This window comes from Rhizobium subbaraonis (assembly GCF_900220975.1).
Classification (GTDB): Bacteria; Pseudomonadota; Alphaproteobacteria; order Rhizobiales; family Rhizobiaceae; genus Mycoplana; species Mycoplana subbaraonis.
In genome coordinates this window covers 77,447-90,331 of sequence record NZ_OBQD01000005.1, presented here as the reverse complement: position 1 = coordinate 90,331, position 12,885 = coordinate 77,447, and the positions used below count along the sequence as shown (strand labels likewise).

Annotated in this window: 9 protein-coding genes; 6 read left to right on the top strand and 3 right to left on the bottom strand. The window is 64.0% G+C overall.

Annotation, left to right across the window (positions count from 1 at the left end; translation table 11 throughout):
• Window position 1: 1 nt before the first annotated feature.
• Window positions 2–355 (bottom strand): DMT family protein, encoded by a 354-nt coding sequence (locus tag CRO48_RS08695; RefSeq protein WP_097138220.1) that lies wholly within the window; start codon window positions 353–355, stop codon window positions 2–4.
• A gap of 202 nt (window positions 356–557) precedes the next feature.
• Here CRO48_RS08695 and uvrB point away from each other — a divergent pair, with 202 nt between their 5' ends.
• The 4 genes from uvrB to CRO48_RS08680 all read left to right on the top strand — a co-directional run bounded on the left by uvrB (window position 558) and on the right by CRO48_RS08680 (window position 6,710).
• Window positions 558–3,710 carry an excinuclease ABC subunit UvrB gene (gene uvrB / locus CRO48_RS08690; protein ID WP_097138218.1) on the top strand — a complete coding sequence of 1,051 codons (3,153 nt, stop codon included), beginning with the start codon at window positions 558–560 and terminating at the stop codon, window positions 3,708–3,710.
• A 333-nt stretch (window positions 3,711–4,043) separates the two neighbouring features.
• Entirely contained in the window at window positions 4,044–4,334 is a 291-nt protein-coding gene (locus tag CRO48_RS08685) for a GIY-YIG nuclease family protein (RefSeq protein WP_097138216.1), read from the top strand.
• 231 nt (window positions 4,335–4,565) lie between these two features.
• The gene (locus CRO48_RS33460) at window positions 4,566–4,982 is read left to right on the top strand and encodes a Swt1 family HEPN domain-containing protein (RefSeq protein WP_176526710.1); all 417 of its coding nucleotides are present in this window, start codon (window positions 4,566–4,568) and stop codon (window positions 4,980–4,982) included.
• Between the two features lie 1,164 nt (window positions 4,983–6,146).
• On the top strand, window positions 6,147–6,710 hold the full coding sequence (locus CRO48_RS08680) for a hypothetical protein (RefSeq protein WP_097138214.1): 564 nt from the start codon (window positions 6,147–6,149) through the stop codon (window positions 6,708–6,710).
• A 105-nt stretch (window positions 6,711–6,815) separates the two neighbouring features.
• Here the strand turns inward: CRO48_RS08680 and dusA are convergent, their stop codons facing one another.
• Window positions 6,816–8,117: a tRNA dihydrouridine(20/20a) synthase DusA gene (gene dusA, locus CRO48_RS32865; RefSeq protein ID WP_245423470.1), complete on the bottom strand. Its 1,302-nt coding sequence runs from the start codon at window positions 8,115–8,117 to the stop codon at window positions 6,816–6,818.
• A gap of 767 nt (window positions 8,118–8,884) precedes the next feature.
• Between dusA and CRO48_RS08665 the strand changes: the two genes are divergently transcribed.
• Together CRO48_RS08665 and CRO48_RS08660 are read left to right on the top strand one after the other, a co-directional pair.
• A complete protein-coding gene (locus CRO48_RS08665) occupies window positions 8,885–10,219 on the top strand; it encodes a calcium-binding protein (RefSeq protein ID WP_141402029.1) in 1,335 nt (444 codons plus the stop codon).
• A 225-nt stretch (window positions 10,220–10,444) separates the two neighbouring features.
• Complete coding sequence (locus CRO48_RS08660; RefSeq protein ID WP_245423469.1) at window positions 10,445–10,798, top strand: DUF982 domain-containing protein; 354 nt, start codon at window positions 10,445–10,447, stop codon at window positions 10,796–10,798.
• An 81-nt stretch (window positions 10,799–10,879) separates the two neighbouring features.
• On the opposite strand, the gene CRO48_RS32120 is transcribed toward CRO48_RS08660, so the two are convergent.
• Window positions 10,880–12,885 (bottom strand): cadherin-like domain-containing protein (locus CRO48_RS32120; protein WP_176526694.1); only part of this gene is annotated, 2,006 nt, incomplete at its 5' end.

Here is a 12,885-nt window from a genome sequence, read left to right as displayed (position 1 = left end):
ACTAACCTTTGAAGACGAAGGCGGCGCCGGCGGCGATCAGGGCGAAGCCGACGAGGTGGTTCCAGGTCAGGCTCTCCTTGAGGAAGAACACCGAGAAGCCGGCGAAAATGACCAGCGTGATCACTTCCTGGATCGTCTTCAGCTGCGCGGCGGAGTAGACCTCGTGGCCCATGCGGTTGGCGGGCACCGCCAGGCAGTACTCGAAGAAGGCGATTGCCCAGCTCGCCAGAATGACGAGATAGAGCGGCGCCGCCTTGACCTTGAGATGGCCGTACCAGGCAAAGGTCATGAAAACATTGGACAGGCAGAGCAGCACGATCGGCCACACGGCCGCGGGGTTGAGAGCGAAAGGCATGGTGGGGTCCGGTTCCTGAGAGGATTTCGCAATGTCATAGACGATTCTCGCGCGGCCTGCGAAAGGCATTCGCGACACCCGAGCGGAACGCCAAAACCATGGCGGCATGATGGCCCGCGCCTGCCGACGCGGCGCGCGATCCGTTTCCCTTTTGTACTCGCGCCCCCTTCCCTTTCCCGGTGACTCTCTCCATATTCCGCCCATGGCCAGAACACCGAAGAAATCGTCCCCCTCGAAACCCGGCTTCGAGGAAGCTCCCCAGTCAGAATTCGAAGGCGCGCCGATCTCCGGCAGCGTCTCCGACTGGGTGAAGCAGCTGGAAGCGGATGCAGAGGCCTCGTCGCTGGAAAGCCAGCGCGAGATCGCGTCGAAGGCCGGCAAGCACCGGAAGCAGGTGGAAAACGCCGCCCGCAGGCATTCGGAAAAGGTTACCGTCCAGAAAACCGCGCGCGGCGTCTCGATCGGCGCCTCCTCCGATCCGAAGACGCGCGCCGCCGCCGGCCTCAATCCGGTCGCCGGTCTCGACGTCAACCTCGAGGAAGCCTCCTCCCTCAACGCCGGCACCGCCGTCACCGCCACGGTCGAGGCGCTGGCGAAGCTCATCGAGAGCGGCAACCCGCTGCACAAGAACGGCGAGATCTGGACGCCGCACCGCCCACCCCGGCCGGAGAAGTCCGAGGGCGGCATCGAGATCCGCATGGTCTCCGAGTATGAGCCGGCGGGCGACCAGCCGACCGCCATCAAGGATCTCGTCGAGGGCCTGAACAGCGGCGAGCGCAGCCAGGTCCTGCTCGGCGTCACCGGCTCGGGCAAGACCTTCACCATGGCCAAGGTGATCGAGGCGACGCAGCGCCCCGCCCTGATCCTGGCGCCCAACAAGACACTCGCCGCCCAGCTCTATTCCGAGTTCAAGAATTTCTTCCCGCACAACGCGGTCGAATACTTCGTCTCCTACTACGACTACTACCAGCCCGAGGCCTACGTCCCGCGCTCGGACACCTACATCGAGAAGGATTCCTCGATCAACGAGCAGATCGACCGGATGCGCCACGCCGCCACCCGCGCCATCCTCGAGCGCGACGACTGCATCATCGTCGCCTCGGTCTCCTGCATCTACGGTATCGGCTCGGTCGAGACCTATACCGCCATGACCTTCCAGATGACGGTCGGCGACCGGCTCGACCAGCGCCAGCTGCTCGCCGACCTCGTCGCCCAGCAGTACAAGCGGCAGGACATCAACTTCGTCCGCGGCTCGTTCCGCGTCCGCGGCGACACCATCGAGATCTTCCCCGCCCACCTCGAGGATGCCGCCTGGCGTATCTCCATGTTCGGCGACGAGATCGACGCGATCACCGAGTTCGACCCGCTGACCGGCGCCAAGACCGGCGACCTCAAGAGCGTGAAGATCTACGCCAACTCGCACTACGTCACGCCGCGTCCCACCCTCAACGCCGCGATCAAGTCGATCAAGGACGAGCTGAAGCTGCGCCTTGCCGAACTGGAGAAGGCCGGCCGCCTGCTCGAGGCGCAGCGGCTGGAGCAGCGCACCCGCTACGACCTGGAGATGCTGGAGGCCACCGGGTCCTGCGCCGGCATCGAGAACTATTCGCGCTACCTCACCGGCCGCAAGCCGGGCGAGCCGCCGCCGACGATGTTCGAATACATCCCCGACAACGCGCTGGTGTTCATCGACGAAAGCCACGTCACCATCCCGCAGATCGGCGGCATGTACCGGGGCGACTTTCGCCGTAAGGCGACGCTGGCCGAATACGGCTTCCGCCTGCCGTCGTGCATGGACAACCGCCCGCTTCGCTTCGAGGAATGGGACGCGATGCGCCCCGATACGATCGCCGTTTCCGCCACGCCCGGCAACTGGGAGATGGAACAGGCCGGCGGCGTCTTCGCCGAGCAGGTGATCCGCCCGACCGGCCTGATCGACCCGCCCGTGGAAATCCGCTCCGCCAAGACGCAGGTTGACGACGTGCTCGGCGAGATCCGCGACACCGCGCAGCGCGGCTACCGCACCCTCGTCACCGTGCTGACCAAGCGCATGGCAGAGGACCTGACCGAATACCTGCACGAGCAGGGAGTCCGTGTCAGGTACATGCACTCCGACATCGACACGCTGGAGCGCATCGAGATCATCCGCGACCTGCGGCTCGGCGCCTTCGACGTGCTCGTCGGCATCAACCTCCTGCGCGAGGGCCTCGACATTCCCGAATGCGGCTTCGTCGCCATCCTCGATGCCGACAAGGAAGGGTTCCTGCGCTCCGAGACCTCGCTGATCCAGACGATCGGCCGCGCCGCGCGCAACGTCGACGGCAAGGTCATCCTCTATGCCGACCAGATCACCGGCTCGATGCAGCGCGCCATGGACGAGACCAGCCGCCGCCGCGAGAAGCAGATGGCCTACAATGCCGAGCACGGCATCACGCCGGAATCGGTGAAGGCGAAGATCTCCGACATCCTCGACAGCGTCTACGAGCGCGACCACGTCCGCGCCGACATCTCCGGCGTCTCCGGCAAGGGTTTTGCCGATGGCGGCAACCTCGTCGGCGCCAACCTGCAGACCCATCTCAACGCGCTGGAAAAGCAGATGCGCGACGCCGCGGCCGACCTCGACTTCGAAAAGGCCGCCCGCATCCGCGACGAGATCAAGCGTCTCAAGGCCGCCGAACTCGCCGTCATGGACGATCCGATGGCGCGGGAGGAGGCAAGGAGCCAGGAGCGTGGCGGAAAAGGCAGCGGGTCGGCGAAGCCGCAAGGCCGAATGGCCGTCGCGCCAGGTGGCGCGCCCCGTGCGGAGGCCAGCCCGAAGGGCGATGCGGCCGTGAGCACAGCAAGGGCTGGCGAAAGTTATTTCGCCAAACCCTCGCTCGACGCCATGGGCCCCGGCACGGACCTGGAAACCCCTTCTCCCCGTTCACGGGGAGAAGGGGCCCGAAGGGCGGATGAGGGGCAGTCGCTGTTCCGCAAGAACACCAGCGCGGATGCCTTGGGCGGCAAAGCCGGCCAAGACAGCGAATCCGCGCCACAGGGAACAGGCTATTTCAGAAAAAACAGCCTCGACGAAATGACCGTCGGCCGCACAGAAAAACCGGTCACCGGGGCGATCCCTGAGAAACCCGAAGCCGCGAAGGGCACGAAGAAGCGCTTCTCGCCGCTGCTCGAGGGCCAGCCGGAACGGGGCGACGCCCCCGCCCCGCGCCCGTCATCCTCGGGCTCGTCCCGCGCCTCCGCCGACGATGTGAAGCCGGTCGTCCGCGGCAAGGTCGGCGTCGGCAGCTACGAGGATCCGGGCGAGGAGAAGCGGAAGGCGAAGGGCAAGGGCAAGACGGGGCGGCCGGGGCGGTAGGCACCCGACAGAAACGCTTTGCACTAACACCCGCGGCCACGGCAACGCCGCCACAATGTTTCGTGGAGGCGCCCTCTCTCTCTCTCTCTCTCTCTCTCTCTCTCTCTCTCTCTCTCTCTCTCTCTCTCCGTCATGCCGGACTTGATCCGGCATCCAGCGCGCGATGTCCATCGCGCACGAGAATCAAACATCTCTGCCATCTGAAGACAGCTTTCATTCACGGCGCAGACGCGCCGTGGCTGGATGCCGGATCAAGTCCGACATGACGGAACGATGAGCTACTCCGCACAACTCAGACTTGCTTTCATGCAATGCTGCCCGCATCATCCCTCCATGAAAGGCTACGTCTACATCCTCGCCTCACAACGCAACGGCACACTCTACACTGGCGTGACCACCGACCTGCCGCGCCGCCTCTACGAACACCAGAACAACCTGACTCCTGGCTTCACCACCCGCTACGGCGTCAAGACGCTGGTCTGGTTCGAAGAACACGACCTCGTCACCGACGCCATCGCCCGCGAGAAAGCCATCAAGAACTGGCCGCGGAAATGGAAGCTCGACCTGATCGAGGCCGCCAACCCCGAGTGGGAGGACATCGCCCACTATTTGCACAGCCTGTGACGCAGCCCCGCCAGCCACGAACCGTTCTGCCGACGCCTCCACCCCGACCTGCCGGCCCCTCCACCCCGTCATGCTCCCTGCATCCGTCATGCCGGACTTGATCCGGCATCCAGCGCGCGATGTCCATCGCGCGGGAGACTCGGTTCATATCGAGCCGTGAAGGTCCATTCACGGCGCTGACGCACCGTGGCTGGATGCCGGATCAGGTCCGGCATGACGGAGGGATAGGCGCTGCATCGCTCGGCATGCGCGCAAACTGTTCAAAACGCTACTAGTGCTATTGCGAATTCGCCAAGCAAAGCGTTCACAAGTGAAGAGCAGACAACGGACTGGTGGAGCAGAGCCACGGTTCCGGAGGCAGTACGGACGGAAGTAGGCCAGCGCATCAAGAAGGAACTGGATGCGGGAGTGAGCCGCAGATCGCAGAACGAATTGGACTACACGACATTCGGTGAACTGGCTGTGATAATCACGTCCAATTGGAGTTTGTTCGGGTCGATATTCAACAGCAAGAGGGCACTGGAAAAAGTGTTTGCCAGTCTCAACGCGCTGCGAAACCCCATTGCGCATTGTTGTCCGGTGGCAGAGGACGAAGAACTTCGCTTGCGGCTTACAGTTCGTGACTGGTTTAGGCTGATGGAGAAATAGCCTGCTTGGGATTCCACGGCACCGGGCAGGCTACCGTTTGCAGATGTAGCAATGAGTGCTTCCGGTGTGCGATGCTAAACGTTACCGGATAAGTACGTCCGCGCTTAGTACGCTGGCTGCGTTGCATAACCGGCCGAAACCGTGCACACCCACCCCCATTCCCCCAACAAATTCAACACCCCCACCCCCGTTTCATCCTCACCCCCGGTTCCCATGCCACAATCCCACCAACCCGCCGCGGATACACCGCAAGGCGTTGCGGCGAGGCGGGGACGGCGCGGGGCGTGAGGGAGGGACGCAAGACCTCATGGTCCGGGTCGGCGAGACTGGTCCCCTCCCGGCGACGACGGGCGATGCGCCCGGGTTGCGCGCCGGACGTGCCCGAGCGGCGGCACACAGAGCGCCCGCCCTCACCGGCGGGCGAGGCAGAGGACCGCGTTTGCCGGCAGAAACCGCCGAACGGGGCGCTGAAAGGTGCCACACAAACACATTCAGATGAGGCAGCTTCCAGCGCCCCGTCCGAAATCGCAGGCGTGAACCGCGACGGCTTGCCGGGCGTGGCCGGGGACGCATGCGCGGATGGCGCGGGCTCGACGGCAAGGGCGTGCAAGCGGGCCTGCGCGCAGGAGGCGCGCAATGGCGGCGGGCACGGGCGGACGGCACCTCGGCGCAGAGCGACAAGGTCGCCCAGGCTGGACCACTCAGGCGGGACCACTCAGGCTGGATCACTCGGGCTGGATCCCAGGCTGGCCCACCCTGGCTGGATCAGCCGGCTGGCTCGCCCGGCCAGGGTCAACCCAGCCGGGTCACCTTAGTCAGGCCCCCACCGTCCTGGCCGACCAGCCCAAACCGCTCAGTCCAGACCGCCCAGTCCAGACCGCTCAGTCCGGGCCGCCCAGTCCAGACTGCGCAGTCCGGACGAGCCGGGAAAGGTCGCCCGATCCGGGGCGGGCACGTAATGGGGCAGAGGCAGGATGGTGCGACCGGGAGGCACGGCGACATGGCGTATCCTCGCCGCCGCGCCGGCATCCGCCCGAGGCGATGTCCCGCGCCCCTTCGGCATATCCCGCTCCCTTCAGCAACCCGCGGCCGCCGCCATGAAATCACGACGCCATGAGAGCACGCCGAATCCGCCGCCACGTCCATCAGCCATGGAGCCGAACGATGCCCGACGACCCATTCCAGCCCGATCAGGCCGCTGCCGCCGGCCGGCGTCTCGATCCGCCCATCCACCGGGAGGTGGAGCGGGCCGCCTGCGCGCTCATGCTCTTTCCGGAATTCGTCTGCCGTCGCCGTCCGTGCCGGCGGGCACTGAGCTGCGTTCTGCTCGACGACCGCGACCGCCGGCCCTGCCTCGGCGAGGCGAGCGCGGCGGCGCGCGCGCTGCACCGGGCGATCTGCTGCGAGGCGCTGCGGCTGATCGAGATGCTGGCCTACGGGGCTTCGACGCCGGTCACGCCGCTCAGCCGGGACCCGACCGAGCGCGAGGTGCAGGAGGCGGCGGCCGCCGTCGTGCGCGCGATGCTGCCGCGCGGCGGCACGCTGGAGGCACGGTTCAACGCCTGGCGCCGCGGCCGCAATGCCTTGACCGCCCCGCCCCATGCGGGCCGCGAGCTTGCGGAATACCGGCATTTCCTGCGTTTTATCAACGCCCGGCCGATCGCGCCGGATCTGGAGGGGCTGTCGCCCGCCGTCCTGCCGGGCGGGCGTCCGGGATGGCCGCAGTGACGGCAATGTCCTTCGTGGCGGTGGCGGGTGCGATAGCGGACTGTCCGGGCGGCAACCGCACCGGCCTGCCGGCGGCCCCGACGTCGCCCTGGCGCCTGCCGCGCGCTATTCGGCCGCCGCCCTGTCTGCGCCCGCCTCGAGCACCGCGGCGAAGGCCGCCGCGATCACCTCCGGGCCGGCGCCCGGCCGGGTCGCGTCCGCGGACAGGATCTGGCGGTAGCGGCGCGCGCCCGGAACCCCCTGGAACAGGCCGACCATATGGCGGGTCACGTGGTTCAGCCGTCCGCCGCCGGCAATCACGCCGTCCGCATAGGCCATCATCGCATCGCGCACGCCTTCAAAGAAGGCGGCGTCGGACAGCACGCCCGCCTCCCCCTGGGACGCAGGCGTGTGCCGGACGAGGGAACCGTCGGTGCCGGCCGTTGCGGCCGCGCCCCCCTCGCCGCCTCGCTCTGCAGGGCGCGCCTCCGCGCTTCCGAGAGGTGGGCGCGTGTCGCCGACGCCGGCAGACAGGTTGCCAGCCGCATCATGTGGGCCACCGTCTTCCTCCCGCCGGAAAGAAGAGGGCCCGAAGGGCTGGACGCGCGGGCCGTTGGCGAGGGCCGCGGACGGCGATGCCTCGAGACTGCGGATGCCCGCCGGCGCGAACACCGCATCCACGCCGGTCAGCACGCCGCTGTCCTGATAGGCGGCGCGGCCGAGCATGGCGCCATCCAGCCCCTCGCCCGGCCTGCCGATCTCGGCCTGCGCCTGCTCCAGCGTGTGCAGGCCGCCGTTGAGGCCGACGAACAGGTCCGGGTTCTCCGCCTTCAGGCGGCGCACCAGACCATAGTCGAGCGGCGGGATGTCGCGGTTTTCCTTCGGCGACAGGCCCTGCAGCCAGGCCTTGCGGGCGTGCACCCAGACGGCGTCGACACCGGCCGCCCGGACGCGCCCGACGAGATCGCGCAGCGCGATTTCCGGGTCCTGGTCGTCGACGCCGATGCGGCACTTCACCGTCACCGGGATCGTCACCGCCGCCTTCATCGCAGCGACGCAGTCGGCGACCAGTTGCGGCTCGCGCATCAGGCAGGCACCGAAGGTGCCGGACTGCACCCGGTCGGAGGGGCAGCCGACGTTCAGGTTGATCTCGTCGTAGCCAAAACCGGCGCCGATGCGGGCCGCCTCGGCAAGCTTCGCGGGATCGTTGCCGCCAAGCTGCAGCGCCAGCGGGTGCTCGACCGTGTCGTAGCCCAGCAGCCTGTCGCGGTTGCCGCGCAGGATCGCGTCGGCGACGATCATCTCGGTATAGAGCAACGCGTTCTTCGAAAGCTGCCTTGCGAAATAGCGGTAATGGCGGTCCGACCAGTCGATCATCGGCGCCGTGGCGAAGATCTTGGTCCCTGTTCTCAGTGCATTGCTATACATTTCAGTCACTTGCCGGAATGTGTGTTTGTTTCATTTGATCGCATTACCCGCTACCGCGCCTATTTCTGCCATAGAATTGCTACGTCGTAACAATTGATCGGGCCGTGTAGGAGCGGGGTCATAGCCGAGCGCGGGCGTCGCGCGATGGGTCAGAGGCTTTTACCGCACAGACAGGCAGAATGCGAGACGGTACTTGCCGAGCAAGGCGCCGTCGCATGGCGGCGGTATGCGGGCATCGTTCGTGGAACTCATTGAAGAGGTGCCACAAATCAAGCACCGCAGCGACCAATACTCGGACCGGAATGGCTGAATGCGGTAGCTCCCAGCAGAGGCGGTGCTGGCGCGGCCGATCGATCGGTCCGGCAATGGAATTCCTCAACGGACCTCGGAATAAGTTGAAGCGGCAACCACCAAAGGTCCGTAGGATTTCAACATCACGAAGAAACACAGGGAAACAACCGCCGCCGTAATGCATACAAGAACGCATCCGGCAAGAAGCGGACTTCCAACTGCATCACGACGTCTCATCGTCACGCTCCCACGACCGGACAGCATGTCGAAAATATACCCCAACCGCTTCATGCTGGGAACAGAGCGATGTTGCCCGGAGCCAAGAATCCCCCCGATGAGGTCGCGCCTCAGTGACAAACTATGCGCGAATCTTTTTCCATTTTCAACGTTGATTTGCACGTATATGCACGTAAAGTGAAATTACCGTAGATTTTTTGTCTATGGATTCGAAATACCAGGGGATTGGGGATATTCAAATGACTACACTGACCTCAAACATCAGTGTCACACTCAATGGTACAACGCCATTTAGTGTCGGCGTCGATGACTATAGTTGGAGCGGAAAGTGGCTCCTCTACGTGGACACCTGGGTCGAAGACTCTCTACCAGTGCGCACTGCAACATATACCCTAGAGGGTGGTGGCTGGAACATTGATATGTTCCGTTTCACCGGACAGGTCCAAGCCAGCATCAAAGACTCCACTACCGGTTCTGGCGGCAGCATCGGTTACCTCCTTCTGGGCTCCCTGAACGATGCGGGGAAGAGCGTTGCAAAGCTGAATAAGACATACGTCGACATACTCAAAGGCAGCGGAAATCCCGAGATATTAACACTCGGCACGGCCGGAGCCGGCCTGGTCGAACTCGGAGGCGGCAATGACATCGTAAAGACGGGCGCCGGCTACGTGGACTATCTATCTGTCGGTCACGGTGACAACCAGGTCACCATCGGTTCTGGCGGCGCTGGAAACATTCGTGCTGGCGGCGACCGTGATATCATAAAAATTGCTGCGCTGGCCGAGGTGGAAAGCATTGATGCAGGGCGGGGAAACGACAAGATCAGCACTTCATCAGGCTGGATTGGAACTATCGTCGGGAGCAGAGGGTCTGACACCATCACCGTCGGTTCCGGAGGGGCTGACGCCGTTTTCGGCAACAGTGACGCAGACACTGTGGTCCTGAAAAAGTTGGCCGACGCCGACCAATTCGTCATTGTCGATGGCGGATCGGGCGTTTCTTCCGGTGCCGACCGGAACTCTGACACTTTGAACATGTCGGCATTTACGCGCGGTCTGAACATCGACCTGTCCGTCAGTGACGTTGTTGACACGGGGAATGGAATATTTCTCATCCGCAATTTTGAGAACGCCTCGGGCGGAACCAAGGCCGACACGCTTCTGGGCAACTCGGAAAACAATACGCTTCGCGGCAATGGCGGAAGTGACAAGATTACAGGCATGCGAGGGGCCGACGATCTGTATGGAGGGAGCGGAAAGGACCTTTTCGTCTTCACATCGACCAAGGACTCCACTGTCAAAGCGAACGGTCGCGACACGATCTTCGATTTCAGCAAGAAGCAAGGCGACAAAATTGATTTGAGAGAGATCGACGCCAACACAAAGAAATCCGGTGATCAAGCATTCGAGTTTGTCGGATCTAAATCATTCACCGGAGATCCGGGTGAGCTCCGCTACTCCAAATCGAAGTCAGACACTTACGTTTATGGTGACGTCAACGGCGACAAAAAGGCCGACATTGCGATCCACCTCGACGATGCCCTTTCGCTGGCAAAGGGTGACTTCCTGTTTTGAAAGAGTAATGTCGCCGCAGGCGAATAAGCCGGAGCAATAGCGAGAACACGCAAAAGATCACAAAATATTGATCAAGCAACAAATATTATGTGCTAAAATGAAGCATCTGTCGACCACGGCAGATTGCTTGAATGCTTCGAAAAATTACGGTCGGCGGATAATCCGTCGACCTTTTTTCGCTCCCGGACTGCTAACTTCTTTTGAGCACTTTGAGAGGAGGATATCATGCTTTCAGATAAGCCTTGGTCGGTCGTGGTCAATGTCACACTACCTTGCGGCATTCAGCGCGTGTTCCATGGCCCCTATGACGCGCTCGACTTTCTCGAAAATGAATGGCCCTCACGGAGGGGCCAAAAGTACGATCGCGCGATTGTTCTGTGCAGAGCATCGCTTGAAAACTCAGCTCCTCTCGCGATCGCGCGGGAAGCCTTCATGGCCGCGTCCATGGAGGCCGGCATGGCCGTCAGACCTCTGACGTCCTTTGAGAACGGAGATGCGGTTCGCTTGGGGTCCAATATAGGTAAAATGGATGCGGCAGAGGCGTCTCCTGGCCGCAGCCCAGGAGCACCAGGGGCGTAGCTCCTCAGCCCATTGCGGGTCGCCGTCGCTCCCACACGTGACGCTCCCGAAAACGATTTCTTGCTTTCGGGAGCCAGTGCGTCAGAGGATGAAGTCGGACTTCGTCAGGTTGATGATCCCCGCCAGTTCGAACTGGAAGTCGGCTCGGCCGTCGTGGTCGGTGTCGCCGTAGACGATGGTGCGGTCGTTCTTGGTGCCCTTCTCGTCGAAGATGCGGAAGATCACTTCGCCCACCTTGCCGGTGAAGTCTTTCTTGCCGCGCCAGGTGAAGGCCTGGTCGCCGGCGAGCTTGTCGTTGGCGTCAATCTGGGACACATCCAGCTTGTCCTTGCCATGGACGAAGTCGGTGATGAGGTCGCGCTTGCCGACGCCCGACTGTGGGTTGTAGCCGCTATTGTTGACGAAACCGGACTGACCGGGAGCGCTGTCCTTCTCCGAGGTGAAGATGAAGACGTCGCGTCCCGCCCCGCCCGTCAGCGTGTCGGCGCCGGTGCCGCCGATCAGGCGGTCGTTGCCCGCGCCGCCCAGGATCATGTCCTTACCGCCCTTGCCGCTCAGAACGTCGTTGCCGGACGTGCCGACGAGCTTGTCGCTGCCGGAGGTGCCGGGCTTCGTTGCGCCCTCGGCGACCGAAACCGTGAACGTCTTGGACGCCTCGTAGCTCTTGCCGATCGAGGGATCGTCGAGACGGACGGTCACGTCGAGCGACGGATTGCCGTCATGGTCGAGCTTCGCGCCCTTCTTCAGCCAGAGCGCACCGTTCTTGATCTCGAAGTACTTGGCGTCGGCGCCCTTCAGCGACAGGCTGTTGTCGCCGCCGTCGGGATCGGCGATGGTGAGCGTGGCCACCTTGCGGGCCGAGGCGGTCGAGGCATCCTCGGCGATCGACTTCAACACCTGCTTCGTCACCAGCTTCGGCGCGTCGTTCACCGGCGTCACACCGAAATCGAAGGTCGAGGTTGCAGGCTTAGAGCCGTCCTCGTTGCCGTCCTCGACGGAGACCTTGAACGAGGCCTTGGTCGTCTCGGAGCCGTCATGGACGAACGTCACCTTGCCGGCGGCAAGCTCCGCGCCGGTGAAGCTCGTGGCGGCCTTGCCGTTCACCTGGATCTTGCCGGCCGACTGGCCGGAGACGGTAAAGCGCACGCCGGCGGCGCTATCGTCGGGGTCGGAGAAGGACAGGTCGGACTTGGTCAGCGTGTAGCTGCCGCCCTCCTTCACCGTTGCCTTCAGGTCGCCGGTCAGCTTCGGCGCGTCGTTCACCGGCGTCACGCCGAAGTCGAAGGTCGAGGTTGCAGGCGTCGAGCCGTCCTCGTTGCCGTCCTCGACGGAGACCTTGAACGAGGCCTTGGTCGCCTCGGAGCCGTCATGGACGAACGTCACGTTCCCGGCGGCAAGATCCGCGCCGGTGAAGCTCGTCGCGGCCTTGCCGTTCACCTGGATCTTGCCGGCCGACTGGCCGGAGACGGTAAAGCGCACGCCGCCGGCGCCGTCGTCGGGGTCGGAGAAGGACAGGTCGGACTTGGTCAGCGTGTAGCTGCCGCCCTCCTTCACCGTTGCCTTCAGGTCGCCGGTCAGGACAGGCGCGTCGTTCACCGGCGTCACGCCGAAGTTGAAGGTCGAGGTTGCAGGCGTCGAGCTGTCCTCGTTGCCGTCCTCGACGGAGACCTTGAACGAGGCCTTGGTCGTCTCGGAGCCGTCATGGACGAACGTCACCCTGCCGGCGGCAAGATCCGCGCCTGTGAAGCTCGTCGCGGCCTTGCCGTTCACCTGGATCTTGCCGGCCGACTGGCTGGAGACGGTGAAGCGCACGCCGCCGGCGCCGTCGTCGGGGTCGGTGAAGGACAGGTCCGACTTGGTCAGCGTGTAGCTGCCGCCCTCCTTCACCGTCGCCTTCAGGTCGCCGGTCAGGACAGGCGCGTCGTTCACCGGCGTCACGCCGAAATCGAAGGTCGAGGTCGCCGGAGTCGAGCCGTCCTCGTTGCCGTCCTCGACGGAGACCTTGAACGAGGCCTTGGTCGTCTCGGAGCCGTCATGGACGAACGTCACCTTGCCGGCGGCAAGCTCCGCGCCGGTGAAGCTCGTCG